This window comes from Ekhidna sp., assembly GCF_965221965.1.
In the GTDB taxonomy this organism is placed as follows: Bacteria; Bacteroidota; Bacteroidia; order Cytophagales; family Cyclobacteriaceae; genus Ekhidna.
Map to the genome: position 1 here is coordinate 2,988,742 of NZ_OZ244926.1, position 23,762 is coordinate 3,012,503.

A 23,762-nucleotide genomic window follows, 5' to 3' on the forward strand; every position below is an offset into this window, starting at 1 on the left:
TTACTTCAATTTATATACTTCTGCTCCAATAGCATAAATATGATTCTGTCCTGGTAAAGAGTCTACCCATTTACTAAAGCTAGTACTGCGAACAAGTTGTTTTTTAGAAAAAGTATCAGTTTCCCAACAAACAATCGAAAAATAACCAACTGTTGGTTGCCACGATACATTTAAAAATTCAAAACAAACAAAGAAGTCTTTGGTAAAAACCAAAGACTCTTGACTTAGATCAATCTCAACCCATCCCTCCCGGAGCGAAATGTCCATAAAGGTTCCCATAAATACATCTGATCCCGGCAATCCATTTTCGTCTTTTTCCATCACTCGAACTCTTATTTTCGCTTTTTTCAGGGTGTTATCTCCTATTTTTATTTTTGCTTTGGATAAGACAACCGGATAAGCACTGGCTTCCATCAATTGAGCTATTTGTGCTCCTCCCTTGAAGTTGGCATAGCATGACCCCCAATAAAACATTGGCTTAACACCTAGTTTTTCATACCTTCTTTTTTCTTTATCGACAGTAACCTCAACTGTTCTAAGCTCCATGACTGCTTCTTCAAGTGCAACAACAATTTCCTCAGTACTTAATAAGTCAGTAATGGATAGCTTCTTTGGCAAATGGACTACCTCAGAAAAAGTCAGTGAGTCGTCTGTGTATTGTGAAGGAATGACTAAACGAAAGAGGCCATCTTCTGTAGATACTGTTCCTATATTTTCACCTACTATCCCTATAGCAGCATACGAAATCGGCTGTCTGGTCTTGGCATCCAAGATAAGTCCCTCAATAACCCGATCCTGCGAATGACATAGCGCACCAATACATAGGAGCAAACAGAAAAATAGCTTTTTCATCTTTTTTCAATCAATACATGGATGACTGAAATGGGAAGGAAAAAGTTACGATTATATACTGTTTTTCAAGGTAAGTCATCTGTGCTTTGGTCACGTCTAATTGCTTGAGCACAGAGTATTAAAACTCACAATTACCTGGTGTGCGTGGGAATGGAATCACATCTCTTATATTACCCATACCTGTCACAAACTGAATCATTCGCTCAAATCCAAGTCCATATCCACTGTGAGGTACCGTTCCAAACTTTCGGGTATCAAGGTACCATGAAAGCTCCTCCTTTGGAATATTCATTTCCTCCATTCGTTGCTCCAGCTTTGGTCCTCGCTCCTCTCGCTGAGATCCTCCTACAATTTCTCCTATACCCGGGAACAACACATCCATAGCCGCAACGGTCTTATTATCATCATTCTGACGCATGTAAAACGCCTTGATATCTTTCGGGTAGTTGTAAAGAATCACTGGTTTTTTGAAGTGTTTTTCTACCAAAAACCGCTCATGCTCCGATTGAAGGTCTGCACCCCATTCTTCAATGATGTATTGAAATTTTTTCTTCTGGTTTGGCTTAGATCGCTTCAGAATTTCGATAGCGTCCGAGTAAGAAACTCTTTCAAAATCATTATCAGCTACAAATTGCAGACGCTCGATTAAAGACATCTCGCTACGCTGATCCTGAGGCTTCTGTTTTTCTTCGTCTTGTAAGCGTTTGTTTAAGAATGCTAAATCATCCTTGCAGTGCTCCAGCGCATGACGAACCATGTATTTGAGCATTTCCTCTGCCAAATCCATGTTATCCTCCAGATCATAGAAAGCCATTTCAGGTTCTACCATCCAGAATTCCGCCAGGTGTCGAGTTGTATTGCTATTTTCTGCTCGGAACGTAGGACCAAACGTGTATATCTCTGAAACTGCCAATGCAGCTAGCTCCCCCTCCAATTGCCCTGAAACTGTCAGGTTCGTTTCTTTTTCAAAAAAGTCTTGTTTGTAATCGACTTGTCCATCCTCAGTCTTCGGCACATTAGCCAAATCCATGGTGGTGACTCTAAAGGTCTCTCCTGCACCTTCAGCATCTGAAGCTGTCAAAATCGGCGTATGGAGATACAAAAATCCTTTCTCATGAAAGAAAGTGTGCAAGGCATAAGCCATCTGATGCCTTATTCGGAAAATAGCTCCAAAAGTGTTGGTTCTTGGTCTCAGGTGAGCGATCTCCCTCAAAAACTCCATCGAGTGCTTTTTCGGCTGGAGTGGGTATTCGTCCGGGTGAGCCTCTCCCAGCACCTCAATTTGATCAACTAAAAGCTCAACCGACTGGCCTGCCCCTTGTGATTCAGCGAGTTTTCCGATTGCAGAAATGCTTGCTCCGGTAGTGATTTTCCGCAAGGTGGTTTCCTCCATTTTAGACACATCCAAAACCAATTGCAAATTATTTATAGTCGAACCGTCATTAAGCGCTACAAAAGCCACATTCTTGCTTTCGCGCTTTGTCCTCACCCAACCTTTTACACATAATTCTGCTCCCGATTTTCCTTCATCCAGAATTTGCCTGATTTTTGTTCTTCTAATTTTATCCACCATCGTTAAATATTTGCGCGGCAAAAGTAACGAATGTGATATTTTTGACTGACATAGTGAGGTCTTATGCTTTTGGACTTGCCTCTAAGCATAGACTTTATTAACTATAAAGCCTCTTGGTTATTCTAAGAGGTAGATTTTAGGACTTATATAATGCAAAAACTCTCATTAACTCAATCACTTCAACAGAAGCTGTCTCCTCAACAGATACAGTTCATAAAGCTTCTGCAGGTGCCAACAGCTGAGCTGGAAGCACGTGTAGAGGAAGAACTGGAGATAAATCCTGCTCTGGAAGAAGGCAAAGAGGAAAAGGAAGCGGATGAGCAGGCAGACGAATATGAAGATGAGTATGAGAGTGCAACCGAGGGGATAGAAGATTACCTACAGGATGATTACGCCGGATATAAGATGCAGGGAGATGGGAGAAGTCCTGACGAAGAAGATAAGGAAAGTCCAATCTCCGTCGGAAAGTCCCTCCATGAACATTTGATCTCTCAACTGGGCTACCTCAAGTTGGATGAACGTCAGGAGGTATTGGGTCGCCAACTGATCGGAAGCATCGATTCTGATGGATACATCAGAAGGGAACTCGAGGCAATTGTTAATGATCTGGCTTTTTCGCAGGGTGTTGAGACGGACGAGGAAGAGCTGGAAAGCCTCCTTTATAAAATTCAGAATTTTGATCCGGCTGGAATTGGTGCAAGAAACCTACAGGAGTGCCTGTCATTACAGCTAGAAAGAAAAGATGAAGACAGTGATATTGTCCAAACTGCCAAAAGAATTATTGACAGCTGTTTCAATGAGTTTTCGAAAAAGCACTATGACAAAATAGCCAAAAAATTAGGGCTGGAAGATGAGGAGCTACTTCGTGAAGCGATTTACTTAATAACTAAGTTAAATCCTAAACCCGGAGGCACTGGAGACGATGTAGCTAAAACGCAGTATGTTATCCCTGATTTTATTCTGATCAATAACGACGACAAACTTGAGCTTTCATTGAATTCAAGGAATGCACCTCAATTAAAGGTCAGTAGATCCTACTCTGAAATGCTTCAGGCTTATGATAAGAGTAACAAAAAAGACAAGAAGCTCAAAGAGACCGTTTCTTTCATCAAGCAGAAGCTTGATTCTGCTAAATGGTTTATCGATGCAATTCGTCAACGTCAGCAAACGCTTTTGAATACCATGCAGGCGATTGTGGACTTCCAGTATGAGTATTTTCTTGAAGGTGATGAGAGTAAGCTCAAGCCTATGATACTAAAGGATATTGCTGAGCGAATCAACATGGATATCTCCACTGTTTCCAGGGTTGCCAGCAGCAAATCAGTCCAAACAGAATTTGGTGTTTTCCCTCTGAAATACTTTTTCTCAGAAGGTATTTCTACAGAGTCAGGTGAAGATGTAAGTAGCAGAGAAGTGAAAAATAAACTCAGATCGTTTATTGAAGCTGAGGATAAATCCAAGCCACTATCTGATGAAAAACTTGAAAAAGCACTAAAAGAGTGTGGCTATAACATTGCCAGGAGAACGGTGGCAAAATATAGGGAGCAGCTAAACATACCTGTGGCACGCCTCAGAAAAGAACTTTGAAGATTTTGATGAAGATAGTATCGGTGGTTTTCCACCCGTTGCTGATGGCGACTTATCTGAGTGCCATCCTTTTCACTGAAGCTCCGGAATTATTTCCTCGAGTGATGCCACAAGTTATTCCTCAGTTTATTTTGGTGGTCTTTATTACAACATGTTTAATGCCTGCTCTTAGCATATTCCTGCTCAAATCTTTTGCGTTTATAACTAACCTTGAGTTAACTAAAAGAGCCGAACGAATGAGGCCGTTTATTTTCATTGCATTCTATTATGCAGCCTCCTCCTATCTTTTTGCTGATAAACTCGAAATGGGGCCGGTCTTCATGACAGTCATGATTGGTGTAACTGTCTTAATTCTGGGGTTACTAATCATTACCATTTGGTTCAAAATCAGCATTCATGCTGCTGCGACATGGAGTGGGGTGGGATTCGTTAGCGCCTTAATGGTAACAATGGCTGTGAATATAGGATGGTATTATTTTGGCTTGATCATCGCGGCAGGTTTGACCAGCTCGAGTCGGCTCTACCTCGGCTACCATCAACCAAAAGAAGTGTGGGCAGGAGCCATACTTGGATTTGCATACAGCTTCCTGACCATCATTATTTTTCTTTAGAATCCTGTTATGTTGATTCCGATAGTTGTCATTCTTGGATTAAAGAATTTCTCCTCAATAAAAAGAGGTTCGGCTGATAAATCATTGAATGGATCTCTTGAAAAAGACAAAGATCTAACGTCTGAATCAAAAAAGTCAGAGAAATATTGCTTATAGAATATATGAACTCCTTTGAATCCAATTCTGAATTGGATACCGTACCTGAAGTTATTCAAGCCCTGAATCCCAATATCTTTATTCTTCTTTTTATCACCGTTCAATTCTATCACAGTTTTATCGTAAGCCTTTACTAAAACACCCCCTATTAGACCAACTCCCAAAAACAAGCCTTCTCCATCGGTTGTACCCATTGGATGATAACGCATCTCCAGAGGAACTTCAATATGAGTCGTAGCAATTTTATATTTTTTTGGAAGTTGGTCTTTATCCTCAAATGCAACCTCGGCAAAGGCATAGTTATTTAATGAATCCACTAATTGATATGGTATCCATTTATTGTTATCAAAACCAACTTTATCAAAAGCTAGTCCTAGTCCATACAAAAATCGAAAATTATCACTTAACCTAACGTTTCTTGAATAGGATATACTAATAGATTTGGAAGGCCAACCTTTTTGATCCATGTTACTCCCCACCTCATCCCAATAATTTAATCCAACATCCACCATGAGCTCACCCGGTATATCCGGTCGTTTCATTCCACCTTCCTGTGCGCTTGCCTGAACGATTATAAATGCTAAAAGTGCTCCAACTAGATATTTCATGTGTGTTTTATGATTTGCTGCAAAGAAGCGGCTTTTTCTTCGTTTTTGTTCTTAATGAATGTTAAATGATAAAAAGCCTAATCTGAAAAATTTCGGCAAAGATAGAATCATGGAGCACTAACGAAAATTTTCAAGCATAATTGTTACTTTTGCGCTCCTGTTGGACTCGTAGCACAACTGGATAATGCACCTGGTTACGGCCCAGGAGATTGGGGGTTCGAATCCCTCCGAGTTCACGAAGAATAGCAAAACCCGATGCGAAAGCATTGGGTTTTTTTTGTGAAAGGCCGAGTCAAACTTTGTTTGAACGAGAGCCAGGAGTAAAAAAAACCAATCGAAGATTGGGTTTTGCTATTCGAAATTCTGACCTTCAAGGGATCATGTAAATAATCCCTCCGAGTTCACTGAAATAGAAAAGCTGGCTTTTAGTCAGCTTTTTTTTATTTCATCGAGGTGGGATGAGAACCCTATGGGGTTCGAAATAGAAGGAAGTGTGATTCACGTGTGGCTGTGCTAAGGAGGTGTGCATGGGTAATCCAGACTATGCCAAATGTTCTTTTTTTGAAATTCATGCGGACTCAAAAAGACACTCACTAACCAAACCCCATTGCTCCTCAGAGTAATTTTCTTTCGGAGCACAAAGTCCCATAAAAGTATTTTGACCTATCCTACTAAGCTTGAGCATTGAAGTATCATCTTCATGATTATAGTAATCATTGCTTCTGGTCAATGTATCTATGCCATAGATTTTATCAAGAGATATTACACGCTGTTCACAATCCGGGCTTTCCTTCGATTTAAACAGAAAGGATCTATCCGTGGTATCCAGAATGAATACAAAGCTATCGGGCACTAAATCCCTTAATGTATTGATTTTTTGGTGAGTCTTTGAAATAACCATATCCTCTTCTTTTCTGAAACAAAACGGTGGTTTTATACTCAGAAAGCTCATTCCTAATCAAACCTAGAAAAGGAAGCAATAAAACCATATATGGAAAATACGACTCTTTATTTAGTCATAATCACTAAGAATCAAGGCTTAATAAGGCCCAGATTCATTGCTTTTTTGATGAGTTCAGCCATGTTCTTTGCATGTAATTTCTTCATGATGTTTCCACGATGTGCTTCCACAGTTCTTTCACTGATAAATAATTTTTCAGCTATTTCCTGACTCTTAAGACCATCAGAAATATCATTCAAAACCTCTATTTCCCTCTTTGTAAGTTGAACACTCTCCGCCTTTTTCTTCTCCTTTTTTATCTCTTTGTAAGAATTCAATGCCGTATCAATCACTTCACGACTAAAGAATTTACCCCCATCATTTACTTTTTCAATTGCCACCAGGATTTCATCAGCAACACTGTCTTTTACGACATATCCGGCAATATTAAAATTCAATCCCTCCATCACATATTCCTCATCCTTGTACATACTTAGTATGATAATTTTCACATCCGGATACTTCTCCCCAATCATCTTGGATGCTTCTAACCCGGTCATTTCCGGCATGGATATATCCATCAGAATAATATCAGGGACATCACCTTGATCCATTGCATCAATCGCTTTGGCGGCCCTGTCATATTCACCAATGATATCTATAGACTGATCCATATCTATGATGCTGCGGACGCCTTTGCGTACCAACTCGTGATCTTCAACGAGAAATAGTTTAGTCTTTTTCATTTGCGTTCATTTCATGAGGAATCTTTAAACTAATAAAAGTGCCTGAACCTTTCTTGGCGTCAATATTACACTCTGCATTTAAAACTTCAGCCCTAAAAAGAATATTCTGTATCCCGTGATGACTGGTATCGTCTTTATAATCCCCCATTTCAAAGCCTTCACCATCATCTTCAATGGTCATTTGAATGTGCTTACCAAAACCATAAAGTTGAATTGAAGCAGTTTTTGCGTTTGAGTGCTTGATAATATTAGAGATATTTTCTTGAGAAATTCTATAAATATTCACCTTATGCTTCATATCCAACTCAGGAAGGTCTTCAGCATGAAATTCAAATTTTACATTTGAACTTTTATTTGCCTGATCTACGATTTTCTTAATACACACATCAATAGGAAAATCACTCAGTAGCGTTGGAAGCAAGCCGTCAGTCACTTTTCTCATTTCATCCAAAAACTGATCCACCATATCGGCAAGGACATCTTCAGATTCTCCTTTTTTAACCGCAAGCTTGATCATATTGGCTATTTGGCCTACTCCGTCGTGCAAATCTCTTGCGATCCGCTCTCGCTCCTTTTCCTGTCCTTCGATGAAGGAGAGCAGCCTGCGGTTTTTCATGTCCTCATTGGCCTCTCTTATCTTGACTCGCTCGGTTATGTCTTTGAAAAAAAGCAGCGTGTAATCCTCGTCTAGAGAAACTTTGTGGGAATAGAAATCACCAAATATTTTTTCGGTATCCCCCAAAATGAGTTCCTGTTCGGAATCATTTTCCATCGTCAGAATATCATTCTGTCTCACTCCACTATTGTCTGAAAAGCTGAGAATCTCATTGATATTCCGATCCATGAGTTGATCAAAAGAGCGGGAGGTCAGGGACTCTACCACTGAATTAGTGTATTTAATATTTCCTTCTGCGTCAAGCAGAAATATGGCTTTATCAATCGAGTTGATAATCGCCTGAAAGAGTTCACTGTTATCCTTTATTTTCTTTTCTGCCTGGGCTTTGTAAAGCGCGACATCAATATTAGACAGTAACTCTGCTTCATTAAATGGTTTTACGACATAACCATATGGCAAACTAAACTTAGCCTTTTCAATGGTTGGCTCGTCCGTAAGAGCCGTAAGAAATATGATCGGAATATCCAGACTCTGTTTGATCTCAAAAGCTGCATCTATCCCATCAGAATTCGTCTCCATCATGATGTCCATCAGAATCAAATCAGGAATTTCCTTTGATGCGACGGAAACAGCCTCTTTTCCGGAGTAAACGGAAAGCACTTCATGATGGCCCGATTCCAAAGCGTGCTTGATGTGTTGGTTGACAATAAGAGAGTCTTCCGCAACTAAAATTTTTCCCATAGGTTCGCGTCGATTACTATCAATTTATAAGTTTTTGTGAGATATTACAATTGCAAGTGACCAGAAACACCTTATAAAATGAAAGAGATTTTCATCGTATCAAAGAATGCATCACTGGCCAACTACCTTTTTCTACTACTAGACGAAATTTGCCCCCGAACTCTGTCTATGGCTCCAAATTTCAGTCAGAAAATAGATTTGATCATTATTGATGTTGAAACAATTTCTCCCGATGAAATGGAAAAATATCAATCTGGGAAACCAACCATACTTTTTGCATTTGACCTGAGACCCTTATTGATTCAATACACCTCTCGTTTTGATGTGAATGGCATCATTTCGCTTAATATGGAAGCTGATGATATTTTAAAAACAATCAAAGTGGCATTGAGCAATGATATTTTCTACAATGAGACAATGATCAGCATGCTTTTTTCTAATAAGGCAAATGAAATGGCTGAAAAAGTTCGCTCGCTCACTGAGAGAGAAAACGAGATATTACAACTCATGATGCAGGATATGACCAACGAAGAAATTGCTACGAAGCTTGATTTGAGTGTACGAACCATCAATGCTCACAAAGGAAATATCATGAGAAAAATCGATACCAAAACAACCAGTGGGCTCATTCAAACCCTGTTTGATTATTCAGCTACTTTTAAAAAATCACTTTAAGCCCGTTTTTCTCATCATCCACCAACAGAGTACCTGAGAGCTGCTTTGCAAATGTCTTAATCAGTGATATACCTAAACCTGTATTGTTTTCCAGGATATCTTTGGCCAGCTCCTTGCCATCGTTTACTACGCCCAATAATAGCTTTCTATTCTGCTTGGTAAATTGGATGGTGATGTGTCCTCTTTGATTTTTTTCATACCCATGCTTGATGGCATTATTTACCATCTCACTGACCATCAATCCAATCAATAGCGCTTTCTCAACATCCAAAATGACTTTTTCCGCTTTGACTTCAATCGCAATTTCAGCAGATCCTTGTAACACTTGAAGCTCACTGGCAATATGTCTTAAATATTCACCTATATCAATTTCTGAGACATTGTAGAAGGTGTAAAGCTTATCATGGATCACAGACATTGCTTTAATGCGATTATTCACCTCATTGAAAATAGATTTTGAATTCTCATCTTCAAGGTCATATGATTTGAGGGCCATGATGGAGGAGATCAACTGCATGTTGTTTTTCACCCGATGGTGCACTTCTTTGATTAATATATTTTTTTCTTCTAATGAAGTCTCCAATTGCATCTGGAGTCGCTTATCGCCTGTAATGTCATAGACAACCCCTATCATCCCCTTCACTTTGGAATGGTTGTCTCGTAAGATTCTGGTAAAAGCTCTTAAGTACTTTTCTTCTCCTTGAACACTCACACGAAAATCGGACTCAAGAAAATTGATGCCCTTTTTAATCAGTCGCAGGCTATCATCAATCACTTTTTCACTATCACTCAGAAAATATTCACTGATTTCCTCTATTCCCAGTGGTTTCTGTGCATCTGAAAAAATCGAATACATTTGATCTTCCCAGAAAATTTCCTGTGTATCACGATCATATTCCCAAACTCCTAAGTTGGCTATTTCGGCTGCCAATAGTATACGATCGGTCAGCCGCTTGATCTTTTCTTCAGCATGTTTTTGCTCAGTAATATCCTGTACCGTACCAATCATTTTCGATACTCTGCCTTTTGTACCCTTGATCATTTTTCCACGACCTGAAATCCATTTTATTTTCTTTGTCCTCAAGTGGTAGATGCGATAGATGTGGAAAAAATCCTTTCCTTCCCGGATACACTTTTCAAGCTTATGCACAAATTCTGGCAAGTCTTCTGGGTGGATAAGCTTTTTTATTACCGAAATATGCTTGTCAGATTCCGACAAACCCATCATAGATATCATTTCGTCAGAAGGGGTAACTAAATCCGAAGTAATATCATATTCATAGTTGGCTATCTTAGAAATTCGTTGAGACTCCAAGAGCTTAAATTGGCTGTCCTGCAATTTTCGTTCTGCGGCCTTCAGGTCAGTGACATCAAGCATGCCAGTGATGGATCTTTCAAAATTTCCTTCTTCATCATACTCTGAAACTGCCGATAATAGTACATCCATCACTTCACCTGATTTCTTCACATATCGATACTCTACATTCCTCGCCTCACCCTTCTGAAAAAGTTCTTTCAGGTTTGTTGCAATAGATGCCAGTGAATCTTCAGTCATAAAATCAATGGGGGTTTTACCAATGACTTCATTTCTTTCATAGCCCATTTTCTCGAGCCAGAAATCGCTGACGCTTATAATCTCCAGTTTGTTGTTGATGGAGTGCATCATTACGGGAGCTTTATTATAGATATTCCGATATTTTTTCAGCGAACGTTCAAGTGCTATCTCAATCTCCTTTCTGGTGTGAATGTTTTGCCATGCGATCACAGCACCAAATGGATCGCTCAATGGTGTTGCTCTTAAATTGTACCACTTTCCATCTGTAAGCTTCATCTCATGATCCAACACCTTGGACTTCTGTGTAAGAATGGACTCTAGGCCCTTTTTTAAATATTCCTCTTCATCAAAGTATTGTATAAAATCAAAGACCGACTTTCCTATCTCTAATTCAGAATAAGGTTGATTTTTCACATAAATCTTCAAATTCCGATTAACGCCAATAATCTTCCCTTTTTCATTCACCACTAAAATTCCCTCATCCAAAGCATCTAAAACGCCTTGTTTCAATGTCTCCTCCTGTTTGATTTTTCTCTCAGCCTGCTTGAGATCTGTGATGTCTTCGGTGAAATAAACCACGCTCTCCAGCTCCCCATTGGCATCAAACAAGGGATAATATTTTAAGTGATAGTTTCTGGTAGAATCACCAGCATGTATCAGGGGGACATTGGCTGTGATCTCTCCTTGTCTTCCACTAAAAGCCTTCTCAATTTCAACCTTTTGAGAGTCCTTGATGAAAAGGTCATTGTTAAAAATATTGAACTTGCCTATATAGTCTTTCAGGTCAACCCTCCAATATTCAGCACACTTTGAGTTTGCCGCAATCAAAGTGCCCTCTTTATTATAAATCGTGATTGCGTAAGGTGCCTCCGAAATCATTTGCTTGTAGCGCTTCTCGCTTTCTCGCAGGAGTTGCCTGGAAACATGATTATCTGTAATATCCAGTGTAATACCTCGAAGCAGATCAGGCTTTCCTTTGCTATCCATTACCACCTCTACTAGGTCTCGCACCCATACAATGTTCCCATTCTTATGTACTAGTCGATATTCAAGTTGATAATTGCTTGCATCATCAATCTTTTGCTTCTCATAAGCCAGCACACGTTCCTTATCTTCTTCGTGAATTCGTGACTGCCAAAACCCCTCTTTTACCCACTCATTTTTAGGAAACCCAAGCAAATCCTCAGCTCGTGGGCTGATATATGAAAAAGTTTGGGTTCCTAGCTTTGTCTCCCAAACTACCCCATTTAGATTTTCTACAAGAATCTTATAGCGAGCTGATTCTTCATCCTTCTTTTTCCCTTCCTCTACTTTCGTGGTAACATCAGCAAAGTTTGAGATGCCACCTATGAGTTTCTTTTCATCATCATATACAGGAGCCGCGTTCACAGAAAACCACCTTCGCTTACCATCAACATAAGTACCCTGAATACTTGAAGTAACTTCAACTTCGTCGGTCAAAACCTTATACAAAGTATGATCATCAGAACCCAGTGATACTTCATTTTCCCCAAATTGATCCCAAGCAAAATCCTCATAATGGAGACCGAGCAAGTGACCTTCTGATTTAACTCCCAGCAATTCATAAGCTGATTTATTTGCATAAATCACTCTACCATTGAGATCTACCTGGATCACGCCAAAAGGCATGCTCTCCAAGACATTTTTGTGGGATATGTGAAGTTGAGTATCCAAAATAGCAAGCTGGTATGCGCTCTGACCTATTTACTTAAATTTATCAGAAATCAACTAAAGGTGAGATGAAAAGATTCAGAGATCAGGAAATAAGCATTTTAACTAAATCAAATTCCTCATTACCACCAACGATTAAAATATCCATTTAGTAGTCTCTTTGTATCAGATAAGTATTAAGCATGCTTATCGAAAAAAAATAAAAAAGGGATGAGCGTTTAGCTCTCTTTAAAAAACAATGCGTTCAGCAGTGTGATTAGGTGATTAGGTGCCTCGGAGGAGGTACCTTTTTTTATGCCTTTAATTTTTTATCTAGAAAACAGTGTTCACTCTCTCGATTTACATGTTCGATCATGTACACTTAATAACACGTATTCTAATATAAGTTATTGAATTAAAGATAGTTACGTGTTTTGGCACAGCCTTTGTAAAATAAAAAGCAATGGCAACCAACCGAACACATTCAAGACTTAATCGCACGCTATTGATTCTACTGGGAATCATTTTAGCTTGTCTGCTTACGCTCAATGCCAAATCGCTGTACTCAGCGGATTTATTGAGCGAACCGACCAAAATGCAGAATCTGGATGCCAAAACTTCCAAAACCTTTTTAGACAAAATTGGCAAGATCAGTTTTAAAGATTTTCACAAAAAAATTACATCTTTAAACTAAAGAAGTATGGAAATGACAAAACGATTATTCAGATCAAACGATCGAATGCTAGGTGGTGTATGTGCTGGTCTCGCTGAATATCTTGGCTGGGATCCTACACTGGTTCGAATTGCGTATATCATTCTCTCAATAGCCAGCATCGGTTTTCCCGGCATTTTGGTTTATATCATTTTGTGGATCGTAATGCCTCCACGCTACTAAACTTTATTGTAAAAGTTCATCCACCTGTCTGGTAATTCTCCTTTTAGAGCCAGGTCATAGTCGCTGTAATTGCAGGCAACCATTCGGTTTCGATTGAATAGCCCTTCAGCTTCAGGGTTTGGCACCTCCATCCACCAACGCTCCGATAGTTTGCTTTTATAAAAACGGATGGTCTCCGGTTCTCCACCCAGGTGAACTTCGTACATGAGGTAATCATTAGATTTGAAGTTTTTGTCTCCCTTTCGATGATAGAAGCCTTCAATGAAATACCAGATCATCGTGCCCATCACAAAGGCAGTTTTACGATCTTTTGAATCAAGCGAAGCGTCGTAGTTGTAAAGCCCAACAGAACTCATTTTCTCATTTTGCCCTGCATACCATGTCAACTGACACGCCTCTTCCCCTGTCAAACCATATACTTTGGAATTTGAAGCGGCTGGCGCATAGAAAGCCTGAAGTGCGGACATATCAAAGGAAAGCATATCAGCATCCCTGACAATAGGCTCAATTTCTTTAATATTCTCCTTTACGACACCAAGACGTGCCGCCTCAAAAGAAAGCCTTTCCATCAATTCAATGGACTTCTGATCGGTCAGATAGCTCTGGTATGCGAGATGATAATAGCTAAACAGGTAATTAGGGCTATGTTTTAACATAGTACCTAGATGACCTTTTGCCGGTGAATGGTCATCATCAAAATCCATGGAGTTGTCGATATTCAGCACTGAAACCAGCTTATCAGCAGATTCGTAACCGTAATATTGCCCTAAATCCAAATCATGACTTCCTCCAAAAAGTACAGGAATTATATTTTTCTCCATGAGGTATCCACACACCTCCTTTAGTCTCAAGTATGTATCTTCCAGTTTAGGTCCATTTCTAAAATTTCCCAAATCAATGATGCCATAATCACCAAAGCCTTTTTTCAGTCCATATAATTGTTTGCGGACCTCATCCGCTGAGCTAGAATCTGCCTTTTCATTTTCACCTCGATACTCACATAACCCTATCAAGGCTATGTCCATCCCGTCATGATCTGGCATTTTATGCCTGTTGATGTAAATCGAAGATTGGAACGATGCAGCATCCTTATCTACATCTACTTCTGTAGGATTGAAAAAAAGCTTTAAGTCCATGGAGCTAATTTAGGCAGAAACAAAAAAGCCCCGCATCTCTGCGAGGCATTTACTTGCTCTTAGTAATTTTTTTATCGGATGGTAAATCCAAATGCTTCCTCAAAATCCTTTCCTTTCACAACAACTGTGTAAGTACCTTCTGAAAACTCGATCAGCGATGAAAGGTTGATTTGTTTCTTAGACACCTTGGCATCTACTGCATCATTGATTATAACTCTGACAGAGCCACCTCCCTGAACATTCAATATTGCATTTGTTTTTTTTGAAAAAACAGGCTGGCCACTTTCAAAATCAATTGCTGAATTTGAAAACTCAATAACAGGTAATTTTTTGGAATTTAATAGGTTGTCTTCATTATCGACAAAAAGACCTGAAAAAGCGAGTGTAATAATTAGGATAATTTTTGGCATAACTTAAGGCGTTTGTTCTTTTGACTACACTACAAAATTGCCAATTACAGACCTCTTAAAAATTAGTGAAATCCCGAAATCGAACTAGGTGAAATGCGTAATTTATCCACCAACAAAAAAGCCTCACATTTCTGCGAGGCTCATAGTTATATTTTTAATAGCCGGATTACCCTCCGAAATCATCAAATCTGATGTTTTCATCAGGGATTCCGAAATCCTCTCCCATCTTCTGTACGGCTTGGTTCATTAATGGCGGGCCACAGAAGTAAAGCTCGATCTCTTCAGGCTGATCATGTTTGCTCAGATAGTGGTCAATTACTGCTTGATGTACAAATCCAGTAAAACCATCACCTTCATCATCCATGCTCTCCTTCGCTTTCCAATTATCTTCTTCAAGAGGTTCAGAAAGCACAATGTGGAAAGAGAAGTTTGGAAATTTCTTCTCTAAATCATAAAAGTGATCCAGATAGAAAAGCTCTCTTTTGGAACGTCCCCCGTACCAATAGCTAACCTTTCTTCCTGTTTTCAATGTCTTAAATAGGTGATAGAGGTGTGATCTCATGGGTGCCATTCCTGCACCACCCCCAACGTAGAGCATTTCTGCCTCTGATGGATTGATAAAGAATTCGCCGTAAGGACCAGAAATAGTTACCTTATCACCTTTCTTCAGGCCGAAGATGTAAGAAGAAGCAATTCCTGGGTTAACATTCATCCAGGAGTTTTTGGCACGATCCCACGGTGGTGTTGCAATTCGAACGTTGAGCATAATTTCTCTTCCTTCCGCAGGGTAAGAGGCCATCGAATAGGCACGCTCAATCGTTTCATCGTTCTTCATCTTCAAATCCCACAGACCAAATTTATCCCACTCCAATTGAAACTTATCAGGGGCGCCAGGATGCTCATCCGGGTGAGCAGTAATGTCAATATCTTTAAAATCTACTTCGCACTTCGGCACCTCTATTTGGATATACCCTCCTGCTTCATAATCCATCTCCTCTGGCAACTCAACAACAAATTCTTTAATGAATGACGCCACATTGTAGTTTCTTACAACTGTAGCTTCCCACTTCTTAATTCCGAAGATCTCTTCCGGAATTTCGATTTCCATGTCATTCTTCACTTTTACCTGACACGCCAGTCGAACATTTTCCTTCTGCTCTGTTCTACTCAAGTGACCGACTTCAGTGGGCAGCACATCTCCTCCTCCTTCTATCACTTTGCATTTACACATAGCACAGGTTCCACCTCCACCACATGCCGATGGAAGGAATACACTTTTTTGTGAAAGAGTGGAAAGCAAGGTTGAGCCTGCTTGTGTTACCATAGGGTTTTCCTTATCACCATTTACGGTGATTTTAACAGGTCCTGACTGAACTAACTTGGACTGTGCCACTAACAGAATTAAAACCAATAGAAGAATTAAAACTGTAAAGGCGATGATTGAAGTAATGACAATAGAAGACATATGTCTAAAACCTTTTTATTTAAAAATCAGGGCAAATATAGTTGATCTATGACACCATATTCACCGATAAACAGAACCTTTTTTTGTTCTTGTTTTTTTAACACCATGATTAAGGAAAATGTTGTTTTAATCCAACATTTTTAAGAGTGTCGTAAGTCTTGTTTTGAGCTGACGCCTATCCACGATGAAATCGAGGAAGCCATGATCCAGAACAAATTCAGAACTTTGAAAGCCTTTAGGTAGATCTTTACCTATGGTCTCTCTGATTACCCTCGGCCCTGCAAATCCTATAAGCGCCTCTGGCTCTGCAATATTAAAATCTCCCAGCATTGCATATGAAGCAGTTACCCCACCAGTAGTCGGGTCTGTCAATAATGAGATATAAGGAATTTTTGCCTCCGACAGAAGCGCGAGCTTAGCGGATGTTTTGGCCATTTGCATTAGAGAGAAACCCGCCTCCATCATTCTGGCGCCCCCTGACTTGGAGATCATCAAAAATGGAATTTTATTCTTCAAAGAATAGTCAATTGCCCTTGCTATTTTCTCTCCAACCACAGAACCCATCGAGCCACCAATAAATGAAAAATCCATGCAGGCAATTACAATGCTGATTCCATTCATTTTACCTGTTGCACTACGAACGGCATCTTTCAGTTCTGTCTTTTTCTGGGTCGCTTTGATACGATCAGGGTATTTCTTGGTGTCCTCAAATTTGAGTGGATCACCGGATGTCAAATTCTCATCAAGCTCAGTAAACTTGTTGTTATCAAATAATATTTCAAAATACTCTTTGGAGCCGATTCTTACATGGTAGTCATCATCAGGACATACGTATGAGTTGTTTTTCAACTCTCTCATATGGATGATTTTACCACTAGGAGTTTTGTACCAGAGGCCATCAGGCACCTCTTTCTTATCTTCTGTTTTTGTGAGTATTCCTTTGCTTTGTCGCTTAAACCACGCCATTCGAATTCTTTCTCAGTGAATCAGCAAAGCTAAATGATAATTGCGAAAATGAGCCCATTAAACAATCTTCCATTTTTGCTATCTTGAATCTAAATTCATCTGATTATCATCAACCTTCATTACCGCCATGAAGTCCATTTTTTACTTGTGCTTTTCTATTATCACCTACACATCAGTAGCCCAGAATATCCTTGACAGCCTTAAAATAGTTATCCAAAACTCATCCGATCCAGACGTGAAAATTGAGGCACTGAGCATCATTACTGATCAATTTCAAAACCCGAATGACAAACTGATATATGCTCGCCAGGCATACAGACTCGCTGAAGAAGCATCCGATAAAGGAAAAATAATAGCCTCGAATGAAATGGGAGTCTGTCATGGCATGCTGGGTCAAATTGACTCCTCAAAATTTTACTTCACCAAAGCTCTTGAGGCAGCTTTATCCAGCCAGGATAGTGCCTACATCTCCAGAGCTTACAATGGCCTTGGTAATCTTAGCCGAATTACCGGTGACATGGAAGGATCACTGGAGAACTTTTTAAAAGCATTGGATTATGCAAATGCTGTAAAGAATATGCAATGGTATGCCGATATTTTAACCAATATATCCGGCATACATTATGATCTTAAAAATTATGAAGTGGCTCTGGAAAAAGTGCTTCAAGCACGAACCATATATGAAAACCTAAACGATAAAGAAAACATCTCCTATTCAGCAAACCTTCTCGCTATAGTATATCAGGCATTGGGCAATTTTGATAAAGCATATCAGTATAATCAGGAGGCGCTGGAGATGCTCCTCATAAGCAAGGATACCTCACAGATTATTTATAATTACATTAATACCACAGACATCCTGATTGAAAAAGGGGAACTCAATAAAGCAGTTGAAACCGCAAGCAAAGTGGTGAAACTGGCTAAAAATTTCGGAGATCTTGATCCCCATATTTCCAGCTTATTCACTTTATCCAGCATCTATTTCAGACAAGGCAAAATAGGAGATGCAAAGAAATATGCAATTCAAGGGATTGAGATAGCGAAAGCCAACGAATTTAGAGCCAAACTACCACGAGGGTATCTGCTCTTATCTCTAATAGAATCTGCAAACGGCAATTACAATCAATCACATGAGTGGATAAAAAAACAAGAAGCAACAAATGATTCAATAAGAAGCAAAGAGGTAGCTGATAGAATTTCTGAACTAGATATTAGGTATGAAACTGCTAAAAAAGAGAATGAAATAGAACGGTTAAATGCTGATCAGGAAATAAAAGAATTAGAGCTGGGAAAAGCTCAGACAAGAAATTTTTTCCTTTCGATAATAGCCCTCCTTCTAATCCTTATAGGCGCAATAATCTTTTATCTGTATCGCCAGCGAATGAGAATAAATAGTCAATTGAAAGTAGTGAATAAAACCAAAGACAAGCTCTTTTCAATGATTGCGCACGATATTAAAAACCCGCTTAGCGCATTTAAAGCCATTGCGAATGCCCTGGATGAAAACTATAAATCCATGTCAGATGAAGAAGCTCAGGTGTTCATTTCTCAACTCGACACAACCTCAAACAAGTTATTGGAATTACTTCAAAACTTGATTGAGTGGTCCATTACAGAATCAGGCAATCTTCGATTTAATCCTGAAAAAATAGTGGTTAAAAATATTGTGGGTGAAACATTTGAACTCTTCCAGGGAGCTATTGATGCCAAGAACCTGAAGATTGAAAATAAGGTACAAGGAGATGCTGTTGTGTATGCAGATTATAAAATGCTCTTTTCTATTATCCGTAACTTAATTTCCAATGCGATCAAATTCACAAAATCAGATGGAACCATTTCCATTGAAACCAAACCCAATGGTGACCTAATAGAGGTGGTTGTTTCTGATAATGGAATAGGGATGACTGAAAGTCAAAGAGAAAATATTTTCAATAAAAGCTCAGTTACCGATAAAGATGGAACCGGGCTAGGTTTGATTATTTGTAAAGAATTTATTGAGAAAAATGGAGGGAGCATTTCTGTTGAAAGTAAAAAAGGAGTTGGAACAACTTTCAAGTTCACCGTAAACAGAAACAAAGCTTGATTTACTTCACTTCTTCAAAATCCACATATTCACCACCTCGATAATCACCATCTTTCTTGGATCGATTGCCGGGCACATTATCAATGTTCAGATTGGAATCAGGAGCCTTTCTGGACTTCCGGGTATACTGCGACTGGCTTTGACCGAAATGCTGTTGCCTGTTGAAGCCTCCAAAAAGTCCTGAAAAAATTAATGAAGTAACCCTATAAAAAACATATCCAATCAGGATCAGTATGATTATAATCTTCAGCATGTCTATTAAACTTATCGACTCAGATACAAGTTTCGTTCAGCGTAAATTTCCATGAAATAATCGTCCATTAAATCATCGATGAAGTAAATCGCCTCACCAGTCGATTTCATTTCGGGACCCAACTCCTTATTTACATTTGGAAACTTGTGGAATGAGAAGACCGGCTCTTTGATTGCATATCCCTTCTTGTATGGCTTGAACTCAAAATCAGATAGCTTTTTCTCACCCAGCATAACCTTAGTAGCATAATTAACATATGGTTCACGATATGCTTTACAAATGAAAGGTACCGTTCGTGATGCTCTCGGATTTGCTTCTATGATGTATACCTTGTCATCCTTAACTGCGAATTGAATATTAATCAGTCCCACAGTCTCAAGTGCAACGGCGATTTTCTTTGTGTAATCTTCAATCTGGCGCATCACCAAGTCGCCTAGATTATAAGGGGGAAGAACAGCATAAGAATCACCGGAATGAATACCGGCTGGTTCAATGTGCTGCATTATACCGATGATATACACATTCTCTCCATCACAAATCGCATCGGCCTCAGCCTCTATCGCACCTTCAAGGAAGTGATCAAGCAGAATTTCACCATCTGGTTTATCCTTCAAAATATCCACCACATGCTGCTCCAACTCGGTCTCGTTGATTACGATTTTCATGCTTTGCCCACCCAGCACATAGCTAGGTCGCACAAGTAGCGGAAATCCTAATTCTTTGGATAACTCAACCGCCTCCTCTGCACTTTCGATGGTTCCATAAAGTGGGTAAGGAATATTGTTTTCCTTCAATAAGTCGGAGAAACGACCCCTGGCTTCTGCCAAATCAAGTGCTTTGAAACTCGTCCCCAGAATTTTGATTCCGTATCGTTCAAGCTTCTCCGCAAGTTTCAGAGCTGTCTGCCCTCCTAATTGCACGATCACTCCTTCTGGCTTCTCATGTAGAATAATGTCATAAATATGCTCCCAGAAGACTGGCTCAAAGTAAAGCTTATCCGCCACATCGAAATCCGTAGAAACGGTCTCCGGGTTACAGTTGATCATGATGGTTTCATACCCACATTCCTTGGCTGCAAGCACTCCATGCACACACGAGTAATCAAATTCGATTCCCTGACCGATCCGATTTGGCCCAGAACCAAGAACAATGATTTTCTTTTTATCAGTAACAACCGATTCGTTCTCCTCTTCGAATGTGGAGTAGTAATAAGGCGTTTGTGCTTCAAATTCCGCAGCGCATGTGTCTACGAGTTTGTAAACACGCTTAATTCCTTCATCATTTCGTTTCTTATAAACTTCACTCTCCAAACAGCCCATGAGGTGGGCGATCTGCCGGTCAGCATATCCCTTTTGCTTAGCCTCCATCAGTAAGCTTTTAGGAATATCTTCAACTTTGTATTTTTCAATTTCCTTTTCCAGCGTAATAAGTTCTTCGATCTGGTTCAGAAACCATGGATCAATCTTAGTCAGCTTATGAATGGTTTTGAAAGGAATTCCTAGTTTGAAAGCATCATATATATGGAAGAGTCTGTTCCAGCTAGGATGCTCCAAACTGTGGAGTATAGCCTCCTGATCTTTCAATTCACGTCCGTCTGCACCTAGTCCGTTTCTTTTGATCTCCAGTGACTGGCATGCTTTCTGAAGCGCTTCCTGAAAATTTCGACCAATTCCCATGGCCTCACCTACCGACTTCATCTGAAGGCCTAACTTTCTATCTGATCCTTTGAATTTATCAAAGTTCCATCGCGGAACCTTAACTATCGTGTAGTCAATTGCAGGTTCGAAGAAAGCGGAAGTCGTTTTCGTGATCTGGTTTTTCAACTCATCCAGGTTGTAACCGATCGCCAGCTTGGCAGCAATTTTTGCAATCGGATATCCGGTTGCTTTTGATGCAAGTGCTGATGAACGGGATACACGAGGATTAATTTCAATCCCAATAATGTCTTCCGTGTCAGGATTTACTGAGAACTGCACATTGCACCCTCCGGCAAAGTGACCAATTCCATTCATCATCAGCTTGGCCATATCACGCATCTTCTGATAAACCGTATCAGATAATGTCATGGCGGGAGCTACGGTGATGGAGTCACCAGTATGAACTCCCATCGGATCGAAGTTTTCGATCGAACAGATAATAATGATGTTACCCAGATTATCTCTCAGAAGCTCAACCTCATATTCTTTCCAGCCAAGTATACTCTGCTCTACCAACACCTCATGAATAGGTGAGGCTTGCAACCCTGCGTTCAACGCATTATCAAACTCATCTGCTGTATTTACAAATCCACCTCCGTATCCACCAAGGGTATAGGAAGGACGAATAACTAGCGGGAAACCAATCTCCTGAGCAATCTCCTTTCCCTTTAGGAACGATGTGGCTGTTTCTCCCTTACAAACGCCTATCCCAAGCTCAATCATTTTATGCCTGAACTTCTCCCGATCTTCTGTGGTCTCTATGGCTTCAATATTCACCCCTATCATCTCCACATTATACTTCTCCCAGATACCAGCTTTGTCACAATCTATCGCAAGGTTCAAAGCAGTTTGACCGCCCATGGTAGGAAGTACCGCATCAATTTGCGGATGCTCTTCCAGTATTTCGCGTATCGACTGCTTGGTAAGTGGCTTCAGATAAATGTTGTCCGCGGTTACCGGATCCGTCATGATCGTAGCAGGGTTGGAATTGATCAGTGTTACTTCAATTCCTTCCTCTCGTAATGATTTGGAGGCTTGAGATCCTGAATAATCAAATTCGCAGGCCTGACCAATGATGATGGGACCGCTTCCGATAATTAAGACTGATTTAATTTTTGGGTTTTTAGGCATGAGATAAGTGTATTTCCTGTGAGTTAATCAGGTTAAAACAAATTCCGGCAAAATTAAGGTATGAACGATGGGCGGCAAAGGAATTTCTTAATTAGTAATGCGGTTAATTGGTAGGTAAGATAGAAGGCTGTTTTTTTGCGAAACAAGAAATCTCGATAAGAATGAAAGAAGCATACATCATAGACGGAATCAGAACACCCATTGGAAACTTTGGAGGCACTTTAGGAGCCGTTCGTACAGACGACCTTGCGGCTCTGGTGATTAAAGAATTGATGAATAGGAATTCCGAACTTGATCCTGCTTCCATCGATGAAGTGATCATGGGCTGTGCTAATCAAGCAGGGGAAGACAATCGAAATGTTGCGCGTATGGCTCTTCTACTTGCTGGATTACCTTTTTCCGTTCCGGGAGAGACGGTAAATCGATTGTGCGCTTCAGGAATGTCTTCCATTGTTCATGCAAACCGTGCAATCAAAACAGGAGATGGGGACCTTTTTATTTCGGGTGGAGTGGAAAACATGACCCGTGGACCATGGGTGATCTCTAAGTCTGCCAAGCCGTTTGGAACAGATGCTAAAATGTATGATTCCAGTTTCGGGTGGAGATTCATCAATCCAAAAATGGAAGAGCTCTATGGAACAGACGGCATGGGTCAAACTGCAGAAAACCTGGTAGAAATTCACAAAATCAGCAGAGAAGATCAGGATGCTTTTGCTTACCGCTCTCAAATGAAAGCGACGGAAGCACAAAAAAACGGAAGACTAAGCGAAGAAATTGTTGCAGTAGAAATTCCTCAGAGAAAAGCAGATCCGATCATTTTTGATAAAGATGAATTTGTGAAATCAACAACCAGCATGGAGATATTAGGTAAGCTTCGTGCTGCATTTAAAAAAGATGGATCTGTCACTGCCGGTAATTCATCCGGATTAAATGATGGAGCGGCAGCTGTTTTGGTTGCTTCTGAGAATGCTATAAAGAATCATAACCTCAAACCAATGGCAAGAATTGTTTCCTCAGCAGTGGTAGGTGTGGAACCACGAATCATGGGGATCGGTCCGGTTGAGGCATCAAAAAAAGCGTTAGCAAAAGCCGGGCTTACACTGGATCAGATGGACATCATCGAATTAAATGAGGCATTCGCTGCACAATCACTTGCATGTACTCGTTCTTTAAGTCTTGCTGATGATGATGAGCGAATCAATCCAAATGGAGGTGCTATTGCGATTGGCCACCCCCTGGGGATGACAGGCGCTAGAATAACACACTCGGCTGCACTTCAGCTTCAAAAATCCGGAAAGAAATACGCACTCTGCACCATGTGCATTGGTGTGGGTCAGGGATATGCGGTGATTTTGGAGAGGGCATAAAAAAGGGGCTTTCGCCCCTTTTGTTTTT

20 protein-coding genes and 1 tRNA gene are annotated in these 23,762 nt (G+C 40.0%); 8 read left to right on the forward strand and 13 right to left on the reverse strand.

Annotation, left to right across the window (positions count from 1 at the left end):
* Entirely contained in the window at positions 1-852 is an 852-nt protein-coding gene (locus ACOQON_RS14040; protein ID WP_420576049.1) for a hypothetical protein, read from the reverse strand.
* A 118-nt stretch (positions 853-970) separates the two neighbouring features.
* Positions 971-2,425, reverse strand: coding sequence for an asparagine--tRNA ligase (gene asnS, locus ACOQON_RS14045; protein ID WP_420576050.1), 1,455 nt, complete (start codon positions 2,423-2,425; stop codon positions 971-973).
* A 150-nt stretch (positions 2,426-2,575) separates the two neighbouring features.
* Here asnS and rpoN point away from each other — a divergent pair, with 150 nt between their 5' ends.
* Positions 2,576-4,012, forward strand: coding sequence for an RNA polymerase factor sigma-54 (gene rpoN / locus ACOQON_RS14050; RefSeq protein ID WP_420576051.1), 1,437 nt, complete (start codon positions 2,576-2,578; stop codon positions 4,010-4,012).
* Between the two features lie 8 nt (positions 4,013-4,020).
* A complete protein-coding gene (locus ACOQON_RS14055) occupies positions 4,021-4,623 on the forward strand; it encodes a hypothetical protein (protein ID WP_420576052.1) in 603 nt (200 codons plus the stop codon).
* Here ACOQON_RS14055 and ACOQON_RS14060 read toward each other — a convergent pair.
* Positions 4,620-5,387 carry a hypothetical protein gene (locus ACOQON_RS14060; RefSeq protein ID WP_420576053.1) on the reverse strand — a complete coding sequence of 256 codons (768 nt, stop codon included), beginning with the start codon at positions 5,385-5,387 and terminating at the stop codon, positions 4,620-4,622. The genes ACOQON_RS14055 and ACOQON_RS14060 overlap by 4 nt on opposite strands.
* Positions 5,388-5,549: 162 nt before the next feature.
* Between ACOQON_RS14060 and ACOQON_RS14065 the strand changes: the two genes are divergently transcribed.
* Positions 5,550-5,623 (forward strand) — tRNA-Arg (locus ACOQON_RS14065).
* A 332-nt stretch (positions 5,624-5,955) separates the two neighbouring features.
* Here ACOQON_RS14065 and ACOQON_RS14070 read toward each other — a convergent pair.
* From ACOQON_RS14070 to ACOQON_RS14080, 3 genes are all read right to left on the reverse strand, one after another.
* A complete protein-coding gene (locus ACOQON_RS14070) occupies positions 5,956-6,288 on the reverse strand; it encodes a hypothetical protein (protein ID WP_420576054.1) in 333 nt (110 codons plus the stop codon).
* 131 nt (positions 6,289-6,419) lie between these two features.
* Positions 6,420-7,073, reverse strand: coding sequence for a response regulator (locus ACOQON_RS14075; RefSeq protein ID WP_420576055.1), 654 nt, complete (start codon positions 7,071-7,073; stop codon positions 6,420-6,422).
* The gene (locus ACOQON_RS14080; RefSeq protein ID WP_420576056.1) at positions 7,060-8,430 is read right to left on the reverse strand and encodes a response regulator; all 1,371 of its coding nucleotides are present in this window, start codon (positions 8,428-8,430) and stop codon (positions 7,060-7,062) included. Before ACOQON_RS14080 ends, ACOQON_RS14075 begins: the two co-directional genes overlap by 14 nt.
* A 78-nt stretch (positions 8,431-8,508) precedes the next feature.
* On the opposite strand from ACOQON_RS14080, the gene ACOQON_RS14085 reads away from it, so the two are divergent.
* Complete coding sequence (locus tag ACOQON_RS14085; protein ID WP_420576057.1) at positions 8,509-9,105, forward strand: LuxR C-terminal-related transcriptional regulator; 597 nt, start codon at positions 8,509-8,511, stop codon at positions 9,103-9,105.
* Here ACOQON_RS14085 and ACOQON_RS14090 read toward each other — a convergent pair.
* The gene (locus tag ACOQON_RS14090; RefSeq protein ID WP_420576058.1) at positions 9,089-12,355 is read right to left on the reverse strand and encodes a PAS domain S-box protein; all 3,267 of its coding nucleotides are present in this window, start codon (positions 12,353-12,355) and stop codon (positions 9,089-9,091) included. The two genes, ACOQON_RS14085 and ACOQON_RS14090, sit on opposite strands and share 17 nt — an antisense overlap.
* Before the next feature lie 439 nt (positions 12,356-12,794).
* Between ACOQON_RS14090 and ACOQON_RS14095 the strand changes: the two genes are divergently transcribed.
* Positions 12,795-13,025 (forward strand): hypothetical protein, encoded by a 231-nt coding sequence (locus ACOQON_RS14095; RefSeq protein WP_420576059.1) that lies wholly within the window; start codon positions 12,795-12,797, stop codon positions 13,023-13,025.
* 6 nt (positions 13,026-13,031) lie between these two features.
* On the forward strand, positions 13,032-13,226 hold the full coding sequence (locus ACOQON_RS14100) for a PspC domain-containing protein (protein ID WP_420576060.1): 195 nt from the start codon (positions 13,032-13,034) through the stop codon (positions 13,224-13,226).
* On the opposite strand, the gene ACOQON_RS14105 is transcribed toward ACOQON_RS14100, so the two are convergent.
* From ACOQON_RS14105 to accD, 4 genes are all read right to left on the reverse strand, one after another.
* A complete protein-coding gene (locus ACOQON_RS14105; protein ID WP_420576061.1) occupies positions 13,223-14,362 on the reverse strand; it encodes a formimidoylglutamase in 1,140 nt (379 codons plus the stop codon). The genes ACOQON_RS14100 and ACOQON_RS14105 overlap by 4 nt on opposite strands.
* Before the next feature lie 71 nt (positions 14,363-14,433).
* Positions 14,434-14,772 carry a hypothetical protein gene (locus ACOQON_RS14110; protein WP_420576062.1) on the reverse strand — a complete coding sequence of 113 codons (339 nt, stop codon included), beginning with the start codon at positions 14,770-14,772 and terminating at the stop codon, positions 14,434-14,436.
* Positions 14,773-14,938: 166 nt separating this feature from the next.
* Positions 14,939-16,237 carry an NADH:ubiquinone reductase (Na(+)-transporting) subunit F gene (gene nqrF / locus ACOQON_RS14115; RefSeq protein WP_420576063.1) on the reverse strand — a complete coding sequence of 433 codons (1,299 nt, stop codon included), beginning with the start codon at positions 16,235-16,237 and terminating at the stop codon, positions 14,939-14,941.
* Between the two features lie 126 nt (positions 16,238-16,363).
* A complete protein-coding gene (gene accD / locus ACOQON_RS14120) occupies positions 16,364-17,203 on the reverse strand; it encodes an acetyl-CoA carboxylase, carboxyltransferase subunit beta (RefSeq protein WP_420576064.1) in 840 nt (279 codons plus the stop codon).
* 127 nt (positions 17,204-17,330) lie between these two features.
* Between accD and ACOQON_RS14125 the strand changes: the two genes are divergently transcribed.
* A complete protein-coding gene (locus ACOQON_RS14125) occupies positions 17,331-19,286 on the forward strand; it encodes a tetratricopeptide repeat-containing sensor histidine kinase (protein WP_420576065.1) in 1,956 nt (651 codons plus the stop codon).
* A gap of 1 nt (position 19,287) precedes the next feature.
* Here the strand turns inward: ACOQON_RS14125 and ACOQON_RS14130 are convergent, their stop codons facing one another.
* Together ACOQON_RS14130 and carB are read right to left on the reverse strand one after the other, a co-directional pair.
* Entirely contained in the window at positions 19,288-19,539 is a 252-nt protein-coding gene (locus tag ACOQON_RS14130) for a DUF4834 family protein (RefSeq protein WP_420576066.1), read from the reverse strand.
* An 11-nt stretch (positions 19,540-19,550) separates the two neighbouring features.
* Entirely contained in the window at positions 19,551-22,367 is a 2,817-nt protein-coding gene (gene carB / locus ACOQON_RS14135; RefSeq protein WP_420576067.1) for a carbamoyl-phosphate synthase large subunit, read from the reverse strand.
* Between the two features lie 161 nt (positions 22,368-22,528).
* Here carB and pcaF point away from each other — a divergent pair, with 161 nt between their 5' ends.
* Positions 22,529-23,734: a 3-oxoadipyl-CoA thiolase gene (gene pcaF, locus ACOQON_RS14140; RefSeq protein WP_420576068.1), complete on the forward strand. Its 1,206-nt coding sequence runs from the start codon at positions 22,529-22,531 to the stop codon at positions 23,732-23,734.
* Positions 23,735-23,762 lie beyond the last annotated feature (28 nt).

Bases quoted from the DNA above. Each gene is read 5' to 3' on its own strand.
- ACOQON_RS14040 (WP_420576049.1), bottom strand. From the start codon at position 852: ATGAAAAAGCTATTTTTCTGTTTGCTCCTATGTATTGGTGCGCTATGT.
- asnS (WP_420576050.1), bottom strand. From the start codon at position 2,425: ATGGTGGATAAAATTAGAAGAACAAAAATCAGGCAAATTCTGGATGAA.
- rpoN (WP_420576051.1), top strand. From the start codon at position 2,576: ATGCAAAAACTCTCATTAACTCAATCACTTCAACAGAAGCTGTCTCCT.
- ACOQON_RS14055 (WP_420576052.1), top strand. From the start codon at position 4,021: ATGAAGATAGTATCGGTGGTTTTCCACCCGTTGCTGATGGCGACTTAT.
- ACOQON_RS14060 (WP_420576053.1), bottom strand. From the start codon at position 5,387: ATGAAATATCTAGTTGGAGCACTTTTAGCATTTATAATCGTTCAGGCA.
- ACOQON_RS14070 (WP_420576054.1), bottom strand. From the start codon at position 6,288: ATGGTTATTTCAAAGACTCACCAAAAAATCAATACATTAAGGGATTTA.
- ACOQON_RS14075 (WP_420576055.1), bottom strand. From the start codon at position 7,073: ATGAAAAAGACTAAACTATTTCTCGTTGAAGATCACGAGTTGGTACGC.
- ACOQON_RS14080 (WP_420576056.1), bottom strand. From the start codon at position 8,430: ATGGGAAAAATTTTAGTTGCGGAAGACTCTCTTATTGTCAACCAACAC.
- ACOQON_RS14085 (WP_420576057.1), top strand. From the start codon at position 8,509: ATGAAAGAGATTTTCATCGTATCAAAGAATGCATCACTGGCCAACTAC.
- ACOQON_RS14095 (WP_420576059.1), top strand. From the start codon at position 12,795: ATGGCAACCAACCGAACACATTCAAGACTTAATCGCACGCTATTGATT.
- ACOQON_RS14100 (WP_420576060.1), top strand. From the start codon at position 13,032: ATGGAAATGACAAAACGATTATTCAGATCAAACGATCGAATGCTAGGT.
- ACOQON_RS14105 (WP_420576061.1), bottom strand. From the start codon at position 14,362: ATGGACTTAAAGCTTTTTTTCAATCCTACAGAAGTAGATGTAGATAAG.
- ACOQON_RS14110 (WP_420576062.1), bottom strand. From the start codon at position 14,772: ATGCCAAAAATTATCCTAATTATTACACTCGCTTTTTCAGGTCTTTTT.
- nqrF (WP_420576063.1), bottom strand. From the start codon at position 16,237: ATGTCTTCTATTGTCATTACTTCAATCATCGCCTTTACAGTTTTAATT.
- accD (WP_420576064.1), bottom strand. From the start codon at position 17,203: ATGGCGTGGTTTAAGCGACAAAGCAAAGGAATACTCACAAAAACAGAA.
- ACOQON_RS14125 (WP_420576065.1), top strand. From the start codon at position 17,331: ATGAAGTCCATTTTTTACTTGTGCTTTTCTATTATCACCTACACATCA.
- ACOQON_RS14130 (WP_420576066.1), bottom strand. From the start codon at position 19,539: ATGCTGAAGATTATAATCATACTGATCCTGATTGGATATGTTTTTTAT.
- carB (WP_420576067.1), bottom strand. From the start codon at position 22,367: ATGCCTAAAAACCCAAAAATTAAATCAGTCTTAATTATCGGAAGCGGT.
- pcaF (WP_420576068.1), top strand. From the start codon at position 22,529: ATGAAAGAAGCATACATCATAGACGGAATCAGAACACCCATTGGAAAC.